Genomic DNA, 18,910 nt, shown 5'->3' with positions numbered 1-18,910 from the left:
TACCTGATCACCCTCGCATGAAAGAATTTGATAATGTATCTCCAAATTTAAGGAAGACATTGGGGGACAACAAGATTTGCATCCAGCGCACGCAGGTCAGGAGCTCTTTAGGTCTTCTGTGCGGCCCTTACGCCATTTTGAAAAATCCTGAGTCCTTCACCCGGCTCATCAACTGACTGGCGTGTCCATTTAGGGTGCTGGGAGGCGCGGATGAAGCGTTCAGGGTGGGGCATGAGGGCGAAAACGTGGCCGGTGTTGTCGGTGAGACCGGCGATATTGTTCACCGCGCCGTTGGGGTTAGCCGGATATTCGGCGGTGGGATTACCCAGGGCGTCCGCATAATAGAAGACCGGACGCAGGCGGGGGAGCATTTCCGGCGCGGCGATGAGCTTCCCTTCGCCGTGGGCCACCGGAACGTCAAGATGTTCGATGCCCTCCGTCCACACGCACCGGTTCAATGGTTCCGCCGCCAGTTTCACCCAGCGGCACTCGAACCTGCCGGAATCATTGTTGGTCAGGGTAACATGGGGTAGGGCGGGGCTGGGGGGACCAGGCAGGATGCCGGTTTTGATAAGCGCCTGAAAACCATTGCAGACGCCGACGATCAGTCCCCCGCGCTCGATAAACGCATGCAAACTGTCGAAGATACGCCGCCGCATCTCATTGGCTTGGACTTTACCGGCGCCCAGGTCATCGCCGTAGGAAAATCCGCCCGGTAGGCCCATGATGTGGTAATCCTTGAGCTTGACCGCGCCGGAAATAAGTTCATTTATATGAGCGATACGTGGTGTACCGCCAGCCAGTTCGAACGCCTCGGCCATTTCCCTGTCGCAGTTGGTGCCGGGGGCACGCAAAACTAAGACCTTGACCTCTTTTACCATTTCAACGGCCTCTGCCAGGCGTCTTTCAGATCATTGATCGACGAATCGATAATTACGTTGCCGCCGATACCCTTGATGACCAGTCTTTCATCCCGGGCGACGCTGCCGATGAGTACGACGGGGGACATACCCATAACCTGTTCAAACTCCTGGTGGTTTTGCGGGGCGACCTCGACCAGGAAGCGAGAATTGGATTCGGAGAAAAGCCTAAAGTCATCGCGTTCGATGGTATCGTCACACGGCATCTTGGAAAGTTCAATCTCTGCACCAAAGCCGCCGGCGAAAGCCATCTCAGCCAGGGCAACACCAAGCCCTCCCTCGGACAGGTCGTGGCAGGCCTGAATCAGCCGTTTATCGGTCGCCGTCGAGAGCTTTTCATAGAGCGCTTTGGCAGCCGGGGGATCGACGCCGGGGGAGCGATTACCGATAAAGCCTTTCGAGGCATAATAAGCCGAACCCCCGAGTTCTTCTTTAGTTTGGCCGACCATATAGATGAGGTTACCCGGCGCCTTGAGATCCATGGTCACAGCCTTGGAAACATCGGCCATAACGGCGATGGCAGAAATGAGCAGTGTATGGGGTATCGAAACCGTCTTGTCGCCGACACGGAATTGGTTGTTGAGGGAGTCCTTGCCAGAAATGAAAGGCGTCTCAAAGACGAGAGACAGGTCGGCGCAGGCCTGGGCGGCGCGGACCAGCGCACCCAGGGCGGCTTCATCACTGGCCGAACCCCAGCAGAAATTATCGAGAAGTGCCAGCCGGTCCAGCGAACCGCCGACGGCGATGACGTTCCTCACCGCCTCATCGATAGCCGAAGCGGCCATGTTATAGGCATCCACATCGGAATAAGCCGGATTGATGCCGCAGGAGACGATAACACCGCGCTTGGAACCCGGCACCGGCCGGACGATAGCGGCGTCACCGGGACCGTCAGATTGTTGCCCAACCAGCGGCTTCAGCACACTGGCGCCCTGCACCTCATGGTCGTACTGGCGGATAACCCACTCTTTGGAGCAGGTATTCCAGCGTCCTAATAACGTCAGCAGGTCGCCATCGAGGCGTGGCGGACAGGGGAATGAAGGCTCGGGATGGTTCGACGCTCGCGAAGTCGCTTTGAGTTCAAGCTGCGGCAGACCGCCATGCACGAAATCCATATCCAGGTCGCAAACCTGTGTATCGTTATAGAAAAGCTTTAACTTCTTGTCGTCAGTAAATTCACCGATGACAGTGGACTCGACACCCTCTCCACGGCAGATCTCCATCAACCGGTCGATATTCCGCGGCGACACGGCCAGGATCATGCGCTCCTGGGATTCGGAGATCCATATCTCGGCATAAGTCAGTCCGGAGTATTTCAGCGGCACCCGGTCGAGCCATACCTTGGCGCCGGTATCCGCACCCATCTCACCGACCGCGGAGGACAAGCCGCCGCCGCCGACATCGGTGATGCGGGCGATGAGCTTCTCATCACGAGCCTTCAAAATGGCCTCGGTCATGCGCTTCTCCACGATGGGATTGCCGATCTGCACCGATGAGAAGGACTGCTCGGTGCTCTTGTCTGACAGCGCCTCTGAAGAAAAAGTGACGCCATGGATGCCGTCGCGGCCGGTACGCCCGCCCATGAGGACGACCAGATCGCCGGGTTTTTGCTGACCCGGTTTTGCCGCCCAGACCGGCATTATGCCGGCGGTGCCGCAATATACCAGCGGATTGCCGGTGTAGCGTTCGTCGAAGAGGACAGCGCCGTTGACGGTGGGGATGCCCATGCGGTTGCCGTAGTCCGCCACGCCGGCGCGGACGCCCTTGAAAACACGGCGGGGGTGAAGGGTGCCGGGAGGCATGCTATCGTAAGGCATATCCGGTTCACCGAAGCAGAAGACATCGGTGTTGAAGATTGGCCGAGCCGACAGGCCGGTGCCCAGCACGTCACGGATGACGCCGCCCAGGCCGGTGGCGGCGCCGCCGTAAGGCTCGACGGCCGATGGATGATTGTGGGTCTCAACTTTGAAACAGACGGCGTTCTCACCGTCGAAATCGATGACTCCGGAATTATCCACGAAGACACTCAGGCACCAGGGTTTATCGAGTTGCTTCGTCGCTTGGGCAATGGTCGATTTCAACAGGTTATCGACGACCCGCCCGTCAAAGTTGTACTTCGCTTTAAAAGTCTTATGGACGCAGTGTTCGCTCCATGACTGTGCAAGCGTCTCCAATTCCACATCCGTGGGTTTGCGCCCTAGTTTTTTGTAATAGGCGGCGGCGGTGCGTATTTCGGCGGGTGACAGGCAAAAGAGCCTGCCCACGTCGCACAACCCTGCGTCGCCCCCGGGCAGTTCGACCTCACGGAGCTCGAAGCGGTAGACCGGATTCTCACCGAAGATCACCGATTGCGGGGTCACGGCGTGCTGAACGATAGGGTTCAAAAGCAGGCGGTTGGTTATGAGCGAAAGGGTACCATTATCGAAGTTTCCGCCCAAAAGATAGAGCTTCCCGGTGCGGGCGCCTTCGAGTGTGACACCCAAATCGGCGGAAGCCTTGAGGATCGTCTCCTCTACGGGATCGGTGACTCCGGCGTTGTGGGCAACGAGCACTGCACGGACAGACGCTGTCATTTCGACGGGCGCGTCGATGGCAAAGGTCTCGGTCACCGGGTCGGTCAGCAGTTCTCGCGCGAGCATGGTGACGGTGGCTGGATCTAGATCGCCTTTGAGCCAGTAAACGTCGCCGACATGAGCTGAGGTGACGCCACCGAGGTTGAGGTCGGCGATATCCTTTAGAAGCGAAGCGCCGCGGCGGTCAGGAGTGCCGGGCGCGGGTGAAACGTCGATGCGGTAAATCAATATGCCTCATTATAGCTAAAATCAGGCAAGGGAGCCAACGGTTTTCCGGCAGAGTGAGTGATCATCAGCCATTCGTGATACACCCGGCGGGCGAGGCGTGCTCTCCTACAAACCGTTTCCGGCCCCCAGATTGGGCACGTGTTGGCTATCCGGGTCTACCAGCCGCGCGGCGCCATGCGCTGTTCAGCGGGGATTTGCCCGATCTCCAGACCGGGCATCGCCTCACCCAGGTTCTCGGAAACTTCGGCGACGATGGCCGGGTCCTGGTAATGGGTGGTGGCCTTAACGATAGCCCTCGCCCGGAGCGACGGGTCAGCGGATTTGAAAATGCCGGAGCCAACGAAAACACCCTCGGCGCCGAGCTGCATCAACAAGGCGGCGTCGGCGGGCGTGGCGATGCCGCCGGCGGCGAAGTTGACCACCGGCAGTTTGCCGGTATTATGTAATTCAAGCACCAACTCAAAGGGGGCGTTGAGTTCCTTGGCAATAGCCATGAGTTCTTCGATCGGGGCGGCCACCACGCGGCGGATGCCAGCCTGAACGGCTCTCATATGGCGGACAGCTTCGACGACGTTGCCGGTGCCCGGTTCGCCCTTGGTGCGGATCATGGCGGCGCCTTCGCCAATGCGCCGGAGGGCTTCACCCAGGTCGCGGCAACCGCAAACGAAGGGTACCTTGAAATCCTGCTTCCAGACGTGGAAAGACTCATCGGCGGGGGTCAGAACCTCTGACTCGTCGATGAAATCCACGCCCATGGACTCAAGCACCCGGGCTTCGACGAAATGCCCGATGCGGCACTTGGCCATTACGGGGATGGTGACCGCTTCCATGATAGCTTTTATGATGGTAGGGTCAGCCATGCGGGCGACACCGCCGGCGGCGCGGATATCGGACGGGACACGTTCCAGCGCCATAACGGCGCAGGCGCCGGCATCCTCGGCGATCTTAGCCTGCTCCGGCGTGGTGACGTCCATAATGACGCCGCCCTTAAGCATCTGCGCCAGACCGCTTTTAACTTTAAACGTACCGATGGTGGATTCTTTCTCCATAAACACAAAGACCCTTCTTAGAAATTCGGTGAACTGTAATTCTACAATTTAGCGCGAGCGATGGCAACATGACCCGCGATCATCGAGTTCAAATCAGGTCAGCGGTTCCAGCTCCGGTTCGACGTTAAGTCCAGTTTCCATCTCGACCGCGACATCAACCGGATAAAGTTCAGCCTCCAACTCCGGATGGTCGATCACCAGGGCTTTCTTGAGAGCGGCGATGCCAACTTCAAGCTGGGCCAGTTCCGGCTGCCGGGTGGTCATACTCTGGAGCCACAGACCAGGGCGGGCCATCGCCCTGACCAGGACTTTATCACCGTGTCCAGCTGCGTAGCGGGTGAATTCATAGCTGATTCCGGCGATGAGCGGCAACAGAAGGATACGAGAGGCTACCATCAGCCACAGAGCCGGCTTGCCAAGCAAACTGAATACAGCGATAGCGATAACCATCACCGCCAAGAGGAAACTGGTACCGCAGCGGGTGTGGGCGGTGGAAAACTCACGCACCGCCAGGGGTTCCAGCTTAACCCCATGCTCATAGGCATTTATCGTCTGGTGCTCCGCGCCGTGGTAGGCAAAAACTCGCTTGATATCAGGCATGCGCCCGATCAGCTTTAGATAAGCGACAAACAGCAGCAGGCGGATCATGCCTTCGACGATGTTAAACAGAATAGCTGATTCAAGCCACTGGTCGAAGATGCGGGTCACAAAGAGCGGCGTCATAAAGAAGATGGCAACCGAAACGACCAGGGAAAAACCGACCATCCCCCACATCATCCAGGGAGAAACTTCCTCTTCTTCCTCTTCCAGAGCCACGTCCGCCGAGTGCATCAGCGCTTGTACGCCCAGCAGCATCGCCTCCAGCAACACGATGACACCGCGGAGAAAAGGCAGTTGCCGCAACTTGCCAGTATATATCTTGGGTACCGGCTTGGACTCGACGCAGATCTCACCCTTGGGACGGCGTACGGCAGTGACCAGTGATTTTTGGCCGCGGATCATGACCCCTTCGATGATCGCCTGGCCGCCGTAAAAAAATTTTTGAGCCAAATTTTAAATCCTAAGCACTAAATAATACCAAATTCCAAATACCGAAATAAAAAAGGGCGGTGATTAGCCGCCCCTTTTTTTTAGCCATTCGGGTGTTCTTTTTACTTGTCCTTGAGACCGTAGCGTTGCTTGAAGCGATCGACGCGGCCGGCGGTGTCCACCATGCGGCGTTCGCCGGTGTAGAAGGGGTGACATTTGTTACAAAGTTCTACTTTGATCTCCGGCTTGGTGGAACCCAGCAGGAAGGCGTTGCCGCAGGAGCAAGTCACCTTGGCTTCCGGGAAAAATTTAGGGTGTAATTTTTCTTTCATAATTAAGTTAGCCAGTGACGACGCTGGCCATCCTCCTGTTGTTGCTGGTCGGGGTAAACTCCACGACGCCATCGGTGAGGGCGAACAGAGTGTGGTCCCGGCCGATACCGACATTGACGCCGGCTTTGATGGGGGTACCGCGCTGGCGCACCAGGATGGTGCCTGCACTTACTTTCTGCCCGGCATAACGTTTGACGCCCAACATCTTGGGCTTTGAATCGCGTCCGTTGCGGCTTGAACCGCCGCCTTTCTTATGAGCCATTTGAAATCTCCTCTATTACTTCGCCGGGGCGACTATACTTTCGATCTTGAGCCGGGTGAACAGGGGGCGGCCGCCGGTGCGGGTGTGAGCGCGGGTCTTGGATTTGTAGCGCAGACCGCGTACTTTCTCACCCATGCCGTTGCCCTCTGCCTTGGCCACTACTTTGGCACCTTCCACCAGGGGCTTGCCGGCGGTCAAAGTCTCACCATCGGAGAAAAAGAGCACATGCTCCAGTTCCACAGTGCTGCCGGCTTCTATATCCAGCTTGTCAACGTCGACTACCTGTCCCTCGGTTACTTTGTACTGCTTGCCACCAGATTCAACTATAGCGTAAATGGGCGCACCTCCAGATAAAAACAACTTGCCATTATACCAATCTAAAGGGGGCGGTGCAAGCGGGGGGGGACTTCAATTTTCCTTTCCCCCTTGCCCCCGCCGCCATATAAGCCTAAAATAGCTTCTTAATGAGTGAGACACAAGGCGCCTCCGCCGCCCTGCCCCAACACGTCGCTATCATCATGGACGGCAATGGGCGTTGGGCTGTCGGTCAGGGTCTGCCGCGCATGGAAGGTCACCGCGCCGGACTGAAGAACGTGAGTAAGGCGGTGCGCGCCCTGGTGGAACTGGGCGTCCCCTATGTCACCCTCTTCAGTTTCTCCACCGAAAACTGGAAACGGCCTGAAGATGAGATCGCCGGCCTTTTGAGACTCCTCGCCGAGGCCCTCGATGATACAGCCAAAGAACTGCACAGGCAGGATATCGTCATCCGCCATCTGGGACGCCTGGACCGGCTGCCGATTTCGCTGCGGTTGGGTATCGGGCGGATCGTCGAGCAGACCAAGGGCAACAAAGGCGCCGTCGCCAGTTTCGCCTTCGACTACGGCGGCCGGACCGAAATAATTGAAGCTACCCGGAAAGCTGTCGAGAGCGGCATCAGACCCGGCAAGATCGACGAAACGATATTCGAGGGGTTCCTCAACACCACAGGTCTGCCTGATGTGGACCTTTTGGTCCGCACCGGCGGTGAGAAACGATTATCCAATTTTCTTCTTTGGCAGTCCGCTTATGCGGAACTTTATTTTACCGATACTCTATGGCCGGACTTCGGCCGCGCCGAGATCGAAAAAGCCCTGGCCGATTATGCCCGGCGGCAGCGGCGCTTCGGGGGGCTTTAGCCGATGCTCAAACAGCGTTTCATCTCTGGCATCGTCCTGTTCGTCATCGCCTTTCTGGCGGTGTGGTTCGACGAACCGCTGCCGTGGTTGACGATCGGGGTGACGTGGTGGGGCGTCATGGCTCTGCGGGAGTTCAACCACGTGGTCGCCCAGGTAAAAGCCCAGCCTTTCATCGTCATAGGTACGGTGGCCACCGTGCTTTTCATCGCCAGTCCCCACGTCGAGGACAGCCTGCCGCCGCTGCTGACTGGTTTCGCCGTAATCTCTCTGTTATACCTTCTGAAGCCCGGTGACCGTACCCAGGCCTTCATCCGCTGGGGCTGGACGCTGGCTGGAGTCATCTACATCGGCTGGCTGCTTTCCTTCATCGTCGCCCTGCGCGGGCTGGATGGCGGCCGGGAGTGGGTACTGTTCGCACTTGCCGTTACCGTTGCCTCAGACACATTTGCCTACCTCATCGGCCGGGCCACCGGCAAGCATAAAATGGCGCCGTCGATCAGCCCCGGCAAGAGCTGGGAAGGCGCCGTCGCCGGAGCTATCGCCGCCATCGCCATAGCAATGATCCTCAAACCGGTGCTCGATTTGCCGTCGAGCTATATCGCCCTAGGTCTGCTCGGGTTGGCGGCCAGCGCCATCGGACAGGCGGGAGACCTTATCGAATCCCTTTTCAAGCGCAATATGGCGGTGAAGGATTCCGGTAATTCCATCCCTGGTCATGGCGGCTTCATGGACCGCATGGACAGTGTCGTCTTCGCGGCGATACTGGTCTACTATTATGTCGTCTTGTTCGCGCAGTAGTGGTTAACCGTCAATCTTCAGAATTCGCTTCTCCACCATAAACTCCGGGGTATTTTCCCAGGTGTTATAATGTCGTCAATTGACTGAAATAAGGAGAGTTACGTCCATGCATGACCCCCGTATCGGCAAACTGGCTGACCTACTGGTTAATTATTCTGTCGAGGTGCGCCCCAGCGACCGGGTGGCTATCTTTTCCCCCGACATCGCCCGGCCCCTCACCGACGCCCTGTTTTTGGCAACTCTCAAGGCCGGCGGTTTTCCCATCGTCATGTCCCCACCACAACAAACACTGGAGTTGCTGTTCCGCCAAGGCAGCAAAGAGCAGATAGAGTACGTCCACCAGCCGCTGGCGCATATCACCGAAGAGTACGATGTCCGCATCTCGGTGCTCGCCGAGGAGAATACCCGCTTCCTATCCCGCGTCGATCCACAAAAGATGACGCTGTACTCCGCCGCCCGCCGCCACCTGATGAAAACGATGATGCGGAGATCGGCCTTAGGGGAGTTTCGCTGGACTATCGCGCCCTACCCCACCAACGCCATGGCCCAGGACGCCGACATGAGCCTGGACGAATACGCCAACTTCCTCTTCGGTGCCTGCATGCCGGACCTTAACGACCCGGTGGGTTACTGGAAGAATTTCTCCGCTAAACAACAGCGGATCATCGACTGGTTGGCCGGCAAGGAGACGGTGCACATAACCGCACCGGACACCGATATCCATTTCAACATAAAGGGACGCACCTGGGAAAACTGTGACGGCAAGAAAAACATGCCGGACGGTGAGGTCTTCACCGGGCCAATAGAAGACTCGGCGGAAGGCCATGTGTACTTCTCCTACCCGGCCATCCACGGCGGCCATGAGGTCACCGGCGTCCGGTTGTGGTTCGAGAAAGGACGGGCGGTCAGGGCGACGGCCGAGAAGAACGAAGATTACCTGAACCAGATACTCAACACCGACGCCGGGGCCCGATACCTGGGCGAACTGGCCATCGGCACCAACGAGGGCATTACGGCCTTCACCCGGGAAATCCTCTTCGACGAGAAGATCGGCGGCAGCTTCCATATGGCCCTCGGCGCCGGCATACCGGAGACCGGGGCGAAGAACGAGAGTGCCATCCATTGGGACATGGTCTGCGACCTGCGACAGGGTGGAGAGATCCGGGTGGACGGGGAACTGTTCTACAAGGACGGAAAGTTCGTTATCTGACACCCGCTCAATCCTCATGCTGTGGTTAAAACATTCAATCGTCGATCAAAGGGCGTTATGGGTTAACTGCCAACACTAGCCTGTAACGCCCTTTTTACGCTATTATTATGTAATGACATCTCCTATTCACCTCGCCGTGCTGGGCTCCACCGGCAGCATCGGACAGCAGACGCTGGACGTGGCGCGCCGCCACCCGGAGCGCTTGAGCGTGGTCGCCCTGGCCGCCGGAGAGAATATCGCCCTGGTGCGCAAACAGGCGGAGGAGTTCAAACCGCGTTTCGTTTCCTGCGCCGATCGTCAGCTTGTTTGTGGTGACGCGGTATGTCTGCCGCCGGAGCAGATGGCGTTACACCCGGATATCGACATCGTCGTCGTAGCCCTGCCGGGCGGCGCGGGACTGGCCCCCACCCTGGCGGCAGCGCGAGCGGGAAAGATCATCGCCCTGGCTAACAAGGAATGTCTGGTCGCCGCCGGCGCCATCCTCCTGGCGGAAGCCAAAAAGCACGGCGCGCAGATCCGGCCAGTGGATTCTGAGCATTCCGCCATCTGGCAATGCCTCATTGGCGAACCAAGCGCACCGGAGAAGCTTATCCTCACCGCTTCCGGTGGCCCGTTCCGCAATTATTCCATCGATCAGCTCGAGTCCGTCACGCCGGAGCAGGCGCTGGCCCACCCGTCCTGGAAGATGGGGAAAAAAGTAACCATCGATTCCGCCACCCTAATGAACAAGGGGCTGGAGGTCATCGAGGCGCACCGGCTTTACGGCATAGATTATGACCGCATCGAAGTGGTCATCCACCCTCAGTCCATCGTCCACTCCATGGTGGAATTCGGCGACGGCGCGGTCAAGGCACAGCTTTCGCCGCCGGACATGAGACTGCCGATACAGTATGCCATCTCCTACCCCGACCGCTGGGACAACCCCGACCTCCCCCGCGCCGACTGGACTAAAATCGGCCGGCTGGATTTCTCGGCGCCGGATTACGGGCGTTTCCCCTGCCTGAAGCTGGCCATCGAGGCCGGCAGAAAGGACGGCACCTATCCCGCCGTGCTGTCCACCGCGGATGAAGAAGCTGTCAACCTTTTTCTTGGCGGCCGCATCAGGTTCGGCGATATCGCCCGGCTGGTCGGCCGGGCGCTGGAAGAACATAACTCTACGGGCAGCCCGTCGTTAGATAGTATAGCAGCCGCTGAAACCTGGGCGCGGCAAAAAGTTTCGGAACTGGCAAGGAGTCTTTAGTTGTTATTCACATTATTAGCTTTTATGCTGGTATTGGGGGTGCTGGTGCTGGCCCATGAGGCCGGGCACTTCTTCACCGCCAAGGCCTTCGGGATCAAGGTCAATGAATTCGGCATCGGTTACCCGCCGCGGCTCTTCGCCGTAAAACGCGGTGACACCGAGTATTCCGTTAACGCTTTGCCGCTGGGCGGCTTCGTCAAGCTGGCCGGTGAGGAAGATCCGGATGTTAAAAACTCGCTGGCCTCCAAGAGCCACGCCAAGCGCATCATCGTGCTAGCCTCCGGCGCCGTCATCAACGCGCTACTGCCGATCATCCTCTTCACCGGCGCCTTCATGGTGCCCCACGATGTGGCCACCGGCACCGTCACGGTCATCGAAGTCGCCCCGAACTCCCCCGCTGCAGAGGCGGGCGTAGTGGCGGGTGATATCATCGTAAGTTTCGACGGACGTGCTCTAACCAATAACGCCGAGTTGGGACGCGTCATCTTTTTAAACCTCGGCCAGCCGGCAGAGATGGAAGTCCTGCGCGCCGACGGCACCACCACCACGGTTACCGTTACCCCGCGCTGGGAACCTCCGGAAGGCCAGGGCGCGGTCGGCCTGCAGACCAGAACCGAGGATGTGGTTATCACGGAAGAATCCGAGCCTTTCTTCAGCGCCGTCGGCCTGGGTTTCAGCGAGAGCTTGGATACGCTGGTGCTGTTCAAGAACAGCATCCTGAGTCTCATCACCGGTACCGCCGAGGGCGGCGTCGCCGGACCGGTGGGCATCGCTCAGCTCACCGGAGAGGTAGCCCGCGCCGGATTGTCACCACTCATGGAGTTTACCGCCCTGTTGTCTCTCAATCTGGCCATCCTCAACATCCTGCCGATACCGGCGCTGGACGGCGGACGCATCGCCTTCGTCGTTGTCGAATGGGCGCGCCGTGGCAAGCGCATCGATCCCCAGACCGAGGGCAAGATCCATTTCATCGGCTTCGCCATCCTGATTACCCTTATCGTCATGGTGACCTTCAACGATATAATGAGGATCGTGGGGGGAGGATAAACGAAATCCGAAGCACGAATGTCGAAATCCGAAATAAGAGACCAGCCTAAGTATGATTGAACGTCATAAAAGCAGGGTCATCAACGTTGGCGGAACTCAGGTCGGCGGCGGCGCGCGCGTAACCGTCCAATCGATGACCAAGACCGACACCCGCGACGTCGCAGCTACGGTGGCGCAGATCAAGGAACTGGCTGCGGCCGGCTGCGAGATCATCCGTTGCGGGGTGCCGGACGCCGAAGCGGCCGAGGCGCTGCGCTCGATCAAGCGTCAGAGCCCTATCCCGGTCATCGCCGACATACACTTCGATTACCGATTGGCTTTAACCTCCATCGATGCCGGCGTCGATGGACTCAGAATCAACCCCGGCAACATCGGCGAAACCGACAGGGTAAAACAGGTCGCGCTCGCTGCCAAAGCTAGACAGGTCCCTATCCGCATCGGCGTCAACGGGGGCTCCCTCCCGCCAGAATTCGAGCCTGACAAACCGCTCCACAAGAGGATGGCCGATTCGGCGATGTCTCAGGTGAGACTGCTGGAAAGCCTGGACTTCGACCTGATCAAGATTTCCCTCAAGGCCTTCGACGTGCCGGAGACGGTCGCCGCCTACCGCATGATCGCGGGTATGGTCGATTACCCCCTCCACCTGGGCATGACCGAAGCCGGCACGCCGCGCACCGGCATCATCCGATCGGCGGTGGGCATCGGAGCTTTACTTGCCGAGGGCATCGGCGACACCATCCGCGTCTCGCTGTCCGCCAATCCCGTCGAAGAGGTCCGCGCCGGTTACGAGATACTGAAAAGCCTCAACCTGCGGCAAAAGGGCCCGGTGCTGATAAGCTGCCCTTCCTGTTCTCGCACCGAGGTGAACGTCGTCGCTTTGGCGGAGAGAGTCGCCGCGGCGCTGGAATCGATCGACAAGCCCATCAGGGTAGCGGTCATGGGCTGCGCCGTCAACGGTCCGGGTGAGGCCCGGGACGCGGATGTCGGCATCGCCTGCGGCAAAGGACAGGGCATTTTATTCCGCCGGGGCGAGAAGCTGAGAGTGGTCGTTGAAAATGATTTCTTCACCGCGCTTTTAAATGAAGTCGAAAACTTCTAAAATATAGCCGCCAACAGTTCGGAGGGAAATCATGGACAGCGCATTCTGGCAGGCGGCAACCGCCGTCACCGTCATCGTCTTCACCATCGGGTTCTTTTTCGCCGTCAGTAAATACCTGCAATTTCGGCGCCGCGACGACGCCAAGCTGGCTATCGACCTCTTCCGGGATTTCCGCAGCGACGAGTTCAAGGCCGTCATCCGCAGCATCTACGGCGTCAAGGCGGAACAGTGGAGCACCCTGGCCGACTACCAGCGGGTGCGCATCGACCACCTGGTGGACTGGTTCAACCTGCTGGGCGCCGTCACCCGCAACCGGGAGATCAATGAAAACCTGGCCATCGAGACGCTGGGCGGACCCACCGCCATCCGCTGCTGGTACCGGCTGCTGCCCTACCTAAGGCAGGAAACCGAGCGCCGCGGCTTCTATTGCGATCATTTCGAGGATTTCACCCGCCGCTCGCTGGCCCACTTCAAGGTCCGCGGCGTGCCCATCTGGTTCAGCTGGGGTGAGGAACGGGTGGAACTGGTATCCCACCTGCAACAGCCGGACTTGAAACCCCGGACCATGGAAGAAATCCGCTTAAAATAAACAGAGGTATTTGATGAGATTTTCCCTGCTCTTCGGCAAGACCCAGCGCGAGATCCCAGGCGAGGCGGAAACGGTTTCCCACCGGCTGCTCCTGCGCGCCGGCATGATCAACCAGCTTACCGCCGGCGTTTATTCCTACATGCCGCTGGCCTGGCGCAGCGCCCGCAAGATCATGGACATCATCCGTGATGAGATGGACGCCGCCGGCTGCCAGGAGATCGCCATGCCGGTGCTCCAGCCGATCGAGCTGTGGGAGAAGTCCGGGCGCGGCGCCGCCTTCGGGGACAACCTGTTCCGGTTGAATGACCGCAAGGAAAGGACGCTCGCCCTGGGACCCACCCATGAGGAAGTGGTCACCGACCTGGCCGCCCATTACATCCAGTCCTACCGCGACCTGCCCCAGCGCCTGTACCAGATCCAGACCAAGCTGCGCGACGAACCCCGCCCCCGCGGCGGCCTCATCCGCGTCCGCGAGTTCATCATGAAGGACATGTACTCCTTCGACGCTGATGACGCCGGGCTGGAAGTCAGCTACCAGAAGATGGTGCAAGCCTACAAGAACATCTACCGCCGCTGCGGCCTCAAGGCTATGGCCATCGAGGCGGATTCCGGCGCTATCGGCGGTAAGGCGTCGCATGAGTTCATGGTGCTGGCCGAATCCGGCGAGGACGAGGTCATCTTCTGCTCCAACTCTGAGTGCGGCTATTCCGCCAACCTCGAGAAAGCGGTCTTCAACAAGGGCACCGTCGAAGCTCAGGAAGCGCTGGCGCCCGAAGAGGTCGCCACGCCGGGCAAAGAATCCATCGAGGATGTGGCCGCTTTCCTGGGACTGGCGCCATCGCAAATGTTAAAGTGCGTTTTCTACATCGCCGATAAAGAATTCGTCATCGCCGTCATTCGGGGGGACCTGGAGGTCAACGAGATCAAACTTAAAAACCTCCTGAAGGCCGCCGACCTGCGCCTGGCTACCGCGGAGGAAGTCTCCGGCGCCGGTGTGGTGGCCGGTTCTGCCTCTCCAGTCGGCTTCAAGAGCAGGGTGGTCACCGATGATTCGGTCGTCTCCGGCATCAACTATGTCGGCGGGGCCAATGTCGCCGGCCGCCACATGAGGAACATCGTCTTCGGGCGGGATTTCAACGCCTACAAGACCGCCGATATCGCCTCCGCCGCCGTCGGCGCCGGCTGCGCCCGCTGCGGCGGCACGCTTCAGTCCACCCGCGGCATCGAGGTCGGCCACGTCTTCAAGCTGGGCACCTTCCTCGCGGAGACCTTCGGCGCTGTCTATACCGACGCGGAAGGCAACCAGAAACCCTGCGTTATGGGCTGCTACGGCATCGGCGTCGGCCGGTTGCTGGCGGCCGCTATCGAACAGAACCACGACGACAAGGGCATCATCTGGCCGATGCCCATCGCCCCCTACCAGGTGCACCTGTGCGGCCTGGGACTGGAGAACTCGCCGGTCAGGGAGAAAGCCGAAAAGCTCTACGACGACCTGAAGGCCGCCGGTATCGAAGTGCTCTTCGACGACCGGCAGGAGTCACCCGGGGTGAAATTCAACGATGCTGACCTGCTGGGTATGCCGCTCAGGATCACCATCAGCCCGCGGTCGCTCGATAAGGGCGGGGTGGAACTCAAGAAACGCAGCGAGAAGGCGTTCGGGTTGGTGGCGGTCGATGATGCGGTTGAGGCGGTTAAGACGGCGGTGGCTTAAGGAGCACACCATGAAAACGAATCCGGCCGATGTAATAGAATTATTAGCCCAGAACGAAAACCTGATAAGCGATCTGTATCTGCTTTACGCGCAGCGCCTGCAGGGTCTTGCTGATTTCTGGCATCACCTGGCCAACGAGGAACAGCAACATGCTTCATGGCTACGAAACACTCTGAAAGCCGTCGATGATAAATCCATCGCTCTGGCTGACCGATTTTCACCCGCGGCGATCGCTACCTTCAAAACCTACATGTCCAAAGAGATTACCGCCGCTAAAAGTCAGAACCTGACTGAAAAACAGGCGCTGACCACCGCCCTGTATCTTGAGAACAGCCTGATCGAAAAAGATTGTTTCACGATATTCAAATCTGCTGATAAAGAGTTTTCTGAGATGCTCGCCAAACAGACCGCGGAGACTCAATCACATATCGGTCATATACAACAGATGATGAAAGAAAAGGGATTGAAGAGTTTTGGGCTAAACTCTGAGACCCCGCCTCACCCCATCCCCGCCGCGTCGATGAAGGTTTGACCCAGGAACTGGCCGTTGACCCAGATCTGGAAGTCGTAGCGGCCTTCGCCGGGGAGGGGCAACGGGGGGAACTGGAGGTTCAGCTCCACCGTCGCCAGCTTGTCTTGTGAGGTGAAATTACCCTTGGCCTCGGCCAGTTTCTCACCGGTATTGGAATAGACGTACCTGACCTGAAAATCGTATTTGCCTTCGGCCTCGGTGAGTTTGGCGTACATCGAAACCGGGCGCTTGGACGGAAACTCCTTCACATGAACCCGGTCGAAAATACCGATGAGGGATATCTTGCCGCTGGTCGGCTCTTTCACCGCCACGTCGCAGATCAGCGCGGCGACGAGAACCGGTTTGCCCTGGCCCGTTGTTGCTTCTTGTTCTTCCATGCCGCCATTGTAGGAGCGCCCCGCCGCGGTGTCAATCATACTTCCGGAAAAATTGTCTTGACTTGTCATTATAACTCTCTATAATCATGTCAGAGAGTTGATCGATGTCCGAAATATACTTCTCCGACGCGGTCAAACTCCGCACCTATCAGAACGCCGGTCTCCAGTGCCAGTGCGTCGCGGGTTGTCCGGAACACCCTAAAGGCCGCTGTATGGTCTTCATCTGGCATTATCACGAGGCTCACTACTACCCCATCGACCCGGATGGTTCAGACGACATCCACAACTGCCAGATGCTCTGCCTGCGATGTCATCGGAACGCGGAGGCAAGATCCGCCGCACCGAAAGCGGATATCTGACCCTCACCAGGACGCCACCACCACCGCCTCACTCACCCGGTACCTGTCGAAGAAGATGACAGCGAGCTTGCGGCCGGGAACCATCTCTGCGACAGGAATGTTGTGGTCCACCGTCACGCCTTCCAGGTAGGCGTGCGCAGAGCCTGACAGCCGGATGGTGGCGGTATGGCTGCCGGCGTCGAAAGTTTTTAAGATGGCTTGTTTTATGTCCATTGTTATTTCCCTATTCACTTAGTAGTTCCCACGGTAGGCATCGGGATCCTTCGCTGCGCTCAAGGATGACAGAGGGGGAGTTTTGTGGCGGGTTCTTGGCGGTTTGGTGAGGCAGGGAAGAGAAAATCCCTCTTAGTCTCCCTTTCTCCAAAGGGAGAAGTATCGACCTCACGCACCTTTGAAGCGTAGTTTCATCTCGTGTTTGCCTTTGTCCGGCTGGTAATCCAGCTTTATGGCGGTGATCCGGTAGCGCGTGGTATCGAGGTTTGCGATCTCGACGATGTCGTGGAGTTGCTGACCGCAGTTTGGCGGGGTGGTGATCTCGCTTTCACCTGATTCGACGAGGTTTGCGGCAAAGATCACGTGATCTGTGCCGTACGCGTAAACTGGCGCGTCATCGGGCAGCGGGTTGACCAAACAGGCTGTCCCGCCCTCGATGAACAGTTTGTCCGGCACCTCGGACAGGAGGCGTTTGACCGCCCCCATCCCATCCCCACCGGGATTGATCGAGAAGTCCGGGTACAGAGTTGTAATGATCTCAGATGCCGATACGGTTTCCAGCCGCAGTCCCACCCGCCCCAGCAGCCAGGCGAGGATATCCTTGATGGAAAGAGTCCCGTTCCAACGCAACTGGCTCCGGGCTTGCCAATCCCTGATCGCTGTCCAGCCATCGGCGGCTTCGACGGTGAAGATGGATTCTCCCGGCGCGCCGCGGCGGCTGGTTTCAGTGACGGTGAAGCCCAGCCCGCCGCTGACCTCGATGCCAGATTCGGTGATATAACCGGGACTGAGCGCGACTTCGTCGCCGGCCTCGATCAGTGATTCGTTATACCTGCCTTCGGCGTTGTCCAGGCGGAGGGTCAGTTTGCCGTCGAAAGCTTCGAGTTCGAGGGTGGCCGCCTTGATATCAGCGGTGATATCGACTTCAGCGGTATCCGTGGCCGCCCGCCAAAGCGAAACAGCCGAGGCCAGCCACATCGCGTCGTCGCCGTGAATCAGTGCCAGGCCGTATTCCCCGAACGCATCGAAAGGCTGCGGTTCCGTCCACAACCCCTCCCCGAACCCCGCCCCGGGCACCGTCGAATTCAGGTAAACGCGGCTGGACGGCTCGGTGCCGGTGTATTTTTCGACGTATGAACAGCGGTAAACGTCCGTCCGGTCGAGGAAAGCCTGGCGGAACTCATACGGCTCCCCGGACGGCGAGGCGGCGATCTCGATCAGGTTTCCCCAGCTTCCATCCCCGCCGTAAACCAGCGACCATAGACGATAATCCCCGTTCACCGCCCGGCCGGTCAGCATCAGGTTGTAATCGCCGTCATAGACGCAAGCGACTCCGGTGAGCGCACTGGTTGTTTTGTTCCAGACCGTACGAGTCTGCCATGCACCATCGATGCACCTTTTCACATACAGCGTCGCCTGGTCGGCGAAGAAGACGGCCAGGTTGCCGGTTGGTTCGTACGCCGCCGCCAGGCCGTTGATGGCGGTGGTCGGGGTGTAATCTATGAGTTCCGGCGCGCTCCAGGTGAGGCCGTTATCGCCGCTGACCATGCGCCGGATGCCGCGGTCGCTCTTGATCCAGACTATCGAGACCGCGGAACCATAAGCGGCGACGGCGACATTGACCGCGTCCGATTCGCCGGTATAGACCCACTGGCTGAAATCGGCGCCGATGCCCGGGGCCGCCGTCCGCTGCCGGTAGAGTTTGCGGGAATCGGCGGGCGGGGTGAGGCGGGCGCGGATCATCGAGCCGTCGGCGGCGAATGCGGCGGCGTGGGGCGCGTCGGACTCGGTGCCTGTATAGACCGATTGCCAGACGGGGAACCGGCGTTTGACGCCGGCTTTGACGTAAGGCGCGCGGGAGTCCGAGCGCTGGGCGTCGAGCAGTGTCGTCGAAATGGGCCGCATCATTCCCCCTTCTGCCCCGGCACGTACGGCGTGCCCCAGAAGACATGCCCGGCTACGTAGCCCAGGTTGAAGGTGATCATGCAGCCGAGCATGTCCTCGTAGCCGTTGCAGCCCATGAAGTAGCCGATAAGCAGCAGCCCGATGAGCCACAGCCATTCAAAGCGGTGCCACAGGTCGCGGATGATGTAGGTCCAGGGGCGGCCGCCTAGGCGGGACCAGAGTTGTTTGTAGGGGTTCATTGATGCTCCTTTTTGAATTTGGA

At 58.9% G+C, this 18,910-nt stretch carries 21 protein-coding genes; 10 read left to right on the top strand and 11 right to left on the bottom strand.

The genetic code is table 11. The features are described 5' to 3' along the window. Positions 1-107: 107 nt before the first annotated feature. The 7 genes from purQ to rplU all read right to left on the bottom strand — a co-directional run bounded on the left by purQ (position 108) and on the right by rplU (position 6,729). The gene (gene purQ / locus ABFB09_RS02070) at positions 108-881 is read right to left on the bottom strand and encodes a phosphoribosylformylglycinamidine synthase I (RefSeq protein WP_346999530.1); all 774 of its coding nucleotides are present in this window, start codon (positions 879-881) and stop codon (positions 108-110) included. Then, positions 875-3,721, bottom strand: coding sequence for a phosphoribosylformylglycinamidine synthase subunit PurL (gene purL, locus ABFB09_RS02065; protein ID WP_346999528.1), 2,847 nt, complete (start codon positions 3,719-3,721; stop codon positions 875-877). Before purL ends, purQ begins: the two co-directional genes overlap by 7 nt. 155 nt (positions 3,722-3,876) lie before the next feature. Further along, positions 3,877-4,770, bottom strand: a complete 894-nt coding sequence (gene pdxS, locus ABFB09_RS02060) for a pyridoxal 5'-phosphate synthase lyase subunit PdxS (protein WP_346999527.1) — start codon at positions 4,768-4,770, stop codon at positions 3,877-3,879. A 93-nt stretch (positions 4,771-4,863) separates the two neighbouring features. Then, positions 4,864-5,820, bottom strand: coding sequence for a DUF1385 domain-containing protein (locus tag ABFB09_RS02055; RefSeq protein ID WP_346999526.1), 957 nt, complete (start codon positions 5,818-5,820; stop codon positions 4,864-4,866). Positions 5,821-5,921: 101 nt separating this feature from the next. Next, positions 5,922-6,131 (bottom strand): 50S ribosomal protein L31, encoded by a 210-nt coding sequence (gene rpmE / locus ABFB09_RS02050; protein ID WP_346999525.1) that lies wholly within the window; start codon positions 6,129-6,131, stop codon positions 5,922-5,924. Positions 6,132-6,138: 7 nt separating this feature from the next. Next, the gene (gene rpmA, locus ABFB09_RS02045; RefSeq protein WP_346999523.1) at positions 6,139-6,393 is read right to left on the bottom strand and encodes a 50S ribosomal protein L27; all 255 of its coding nucleotides are present in this window, start codon (positions 6,391-6,393) and stop codon (positions 6,139-6,141) included. A gap of 15 nt (positions 6,394-6,408) precedes the next feature. Then, on the bottom strand, positions 6,409-6,729 hold the full coding sequence (rplU, locus tag ABFB09_RS02040) for a 50S ribosomal protein L21 (RefSeq protein WP_346999681.1): 321 nt from the start codon (positions 6,727-6,729) through the stop codon (positions 6,409-6,411). Between the two features lie 128 nt (positions 6,730-6,857). On the opposite strand from rplU, the gene uppS reads away from it, so the two are divergent. The 9 genes from uppS (at position 6,858) to ABFB09_RS01995 (ending at position 15,794) form a co-directional block, all read left to right on the top strand. Beyond that, positions 6,858-7,568, top strand: a complete 711-nt coding sequence (uppS, locus tag ABFB09_RS02035) for a polyprenyl diphosphate synthase (protein WP_346999521.1) — start codon at positions 6,858-6,860, stop codon at positions 7,566-7,568. Between the two features lie 3 nt (positions 7,569-7,571). Further along, a complete protein-coding gene (locus tag ABFB09_RS02030; RefSeq protein WP_346999519.1) occupies positions 7,572-8,366 on the top strand; it encodes a phosphatidate cytidylyltransferase in 795 nt (264 codons plus the stop codon). 106 nt (positions 8,367-8,472) lie between these two features. Further along, the gene (locus tag ABFB09_RS02025) at positions 8,473-9,576 is read left to right on the top strand and encodes an aminopeptidase (protein ID WP_346999518.1); all 1,104 of its coding nucleotides are present in this window, start codon (positions 8,473-8,475) and stop codon (positions 9,574-9,576) included. A 112-nt stretch (positions 9,577-9,688) separates the two neighbouring features. Then, on the top strand, positions 9,689-10,816 hold the full coding sequence (gene dxr, locus ABFB09_RS02020) for a 1-deoxy-D-xylulose-5-phosphate reductoisomerase (RefSeq protein WP_346999516.1): 1,128 nt from the start codon (positions 9,689-9,691) through the stop codon (positions 10,814-10,816). Next, on the top strand, positions 10,817-11,863 hold the full coding sequence (locus ABFB09_RS02015) for a M50 family metallopeptidase (protein WP_346999515.1): 1,047 nt from the start codon (positions 10,817-10,819) through the stop codon (positions 11,861-11,863). A gap of 52 nt (positions 11,864-11,915) precedes the next feature. Then, positions 11,916-12,962, top strand: coding sequence for a flavodoxin-dependent (E)-4-hydroxy-3-methylbut-2-enyl-diphosphate synthase (ispG, locus tag ABFB09_RS02010; RefSeq protein ID WP_346999513.1), 1,047 nt, complete (start codon positions 11,916-11,918; stop codon positions 12,960-12,962). Between the two features lie 31 nt (positions 12,963-12,993). Then, positions 12,994-13,551, top strand: a complete 558-nt coding sequence (locus ABFB09_RS02005; protein ID WP_346999512.1) for a hypothetical protein — start codon at positions 12,994-12,996, stop codon at positions 13,549-13,551. Between the two features lie 13 nt (positions 13,552-13,564). Then, positions 13,565-15,262 (top strand): proline--tRNA ligase, encoded by a 1,698-nt coding sequence (locus tag ABFB09_RS02000; protein ID WP_346999511.1) that lies wholly within the window; start codon positions 13,565-13,567, stop codon positions 15,260-15,262. A gap of 10 nt (positions 15,263-15,272) precedes the next feature. Next, complete coding sequence (locus ABFB09_RS01995; RefSeq protein ID WP_346999510.1) at positions 15,273-15,794, top strand: hypothetical protein; 522 nt, start codon at positions 15,273-15,275, stop codon at positions 15,792-15,794. Here ABFB09_RS01995 and ABFB09_RS01990 read toward each other — a convergent pair. After that, entirely contained in the window at positions 15,761-16,240 is a 480-nt protein-coding gene (locus ABFB09_RS01990; RefSeq protein WP_346999509.1) for a hypothetical protein, read from the bottom strand. The two genes, ABFB09_RS01995 and ABFB09_RS01990, sit on opposite strands and share 34 nt — an antisense overlap. A gap of 35 nt (positions 16,241-16,275) precedes the next feature. On the opposite strand from ABFB09_RS01990, the gene ABFB09_RS01985 reads away from it, so the two are divergent. After that, a complete protein-coding gene (locus ABFB09_RS01985; RefSeq protein WP_346999507.1) occupies positions 16,276-16,530 on the top strand; it encodes an HNH endonuclease in 255 nt (84 codons plus the stop codon). Between the two features lie 3 nt (positions 16,531-16,533). Here the strand turns inward: ABFB09_RS01985 and ABFB09_RS01980 are convergent, their stop codons facing one another. From ABFB09_RS01980 to ABFB09_RS01970, 3 genes are all read right to left on the bottom strand, one after another. After that, complete coding sequence (locus tag ABFB09_RS01980; RefSeq protein WP_346999505.1) at positions 16,534-16,743, bottom strand: hypothetical protein; 210 nt, start codon at positions 16,741-16,743, stop codon at positions 16,534-16,536. A 168-nt stretch (positions 16,744-16,911) separates the two neighbouring features. Beyond that, positions 16,912-18,651, bottom strand: a complete 1,740-nt coding sequence (locus tag ABFB09_RS01975) for a hypothetical protein (RefSeq protein WP_346999504.1) — start codon at positions 18,649-18,651, stop codon at positions 16,912-16,914. Beyond that, positions 18,648-18,887, bottom strand: a complete 240-nt coding sequence (locus tag ABFB09_RS01970; RefSeq protein ID WP_346999503.1) for a hypothetical protein — start codon at positions 18,885-18,887, stop codon at positions 18,648-18,650. The genes ABFB09_RS01975 and ABFB09_RS01970 overlap by 4 nt, the downstream gene beginning before the upstream one ends. Positions 18,888-18,910 lie beyond the last annotated feature (23 nt).

It is taken from the genome of Dehalogenimonas sp. THU2 (assembly GCF_039749495.1).
Classification (GTDB): Bacteria; Chloroflexota; Dehalococcoidia; order Dehalococcoidales; family Dehalococcoidaceae; genus Dehalogenimonas.
Note: the sequence above shows the minus strand (reverse complement) of the source record. Positions and strands in the feature narration are given on the sequence as shown.

Coding starts and splice junctions, on each gene's coding strand:
- purQ (WP_346999530.1), bottom strand. CDS start 881: ATGGTAAAAGAGGTCAAGGTCTTAGTTTTGCGTGCCCCCGGCACCAAC.
- pdxS (WP_346999527.1), bottom strand. CDS start 4,770: ATGGAGAAAGAATCCACCATCGGTACGTTTAAAGTTAAAAGCGGTCTG.
- rpmE (WP_346999525.1), bottom strand. CDS start 6,131: ATGAAAGAAAAATTACACCCTAAATTTTTCCCGGAAGCCAAGGTGACT.
- rpmA (WP_346999523.1), bottom strand. CDS start 6,393: ATGGCTCATAAGAAAGGCGGCGGTTCAAGCCGCAACGGACGCGATTCA.
- uppS (WP_346999521.1), top strand. CDS start 6,858: ATGAGTGAGACACAAGGCGCCTCCGCCGCCCTGCCCCAACACGTCGCT.
- ABFB09_RS02030 (WP_346999519.1), top strand. CDS start 7,572: ATGCTCAAACAGCGTTTCATCTCTGGCATCGTCCTGTTCGTCATCGCC.
- ABFB09_RS02025 (WP_346999518.1), top strand. CDS start 8,473: ATGCATGACCCCCGTATCGGCAAACTGGCTGACCTACTGGTTAATTAT.
- dxr (WP_346999516.1), top strand. CDS start 9,689: ATGACATCTCCTATTCACCTCGCCGTGCTGGGCTCCACCGGCAGCATC.
- ispG (WP_346999513.1), top strand. CDS start 11,916: ATGATTGAACGTCATAAAAGCAGGGTCATCAACGTTGGCGGAACTCAG.
- ABFB09_RS02005 (WP_346999512.1), top strand. CDS start 12,994: ATGGACAGCGCATTCTGGCAGGCGGCAACCGCCGTCACCGTCATCGTC.
- ABFB09_RS02000 (WP_346999511.1), top strand. CDS start 13,565: ATGAGATTTTCCCTGCTCTTCGGCAAGACCCAGCGCGAGATCCCAGGC.
- ABFB09_RS01995 (WP_346999510.1), top strand. CDS start 15,273: ATGAAAACGAATCCGGCCGATGTAATAGAATTATTAGCCCAGAACGAA.
- ABFB09_RS01990 (WP_346999509.1), bottom strand. CDS start 16,240: ATGACAAGTCAAGACAATTTTTCCGGAAGTATGATTGACACCGCGGCG.
- ABFB09_RS01985 (WP_346999507.1), top strand. CDS start 16,276: ATGTCCGAAATATACTTCTCCGACGCGGTCAAACTCCGCACCTATCAG.
- ABFB09_RS01980 (WP_346999505.1), bottom strand. CDS start 16,743: ATGGACATAAAACAAGCCATCTTAAAAACTTTCGACGCCGGCAGCCAT.
- ABFB09_RS01975 (WP_346999504.1), bottom strand. CDS start 18,651: ATGATGCGGCCCATTTCGACGACACTGCTCGACGCCCAGCGCTCGGAC.
- ABFB09_RS01970 (WP_346999503.1), bottom strand. CDS start 18,887: ATGAACCCCTACAAACAACTCTGGTCCCGCCTAGGCGGCCGCCCCTGG.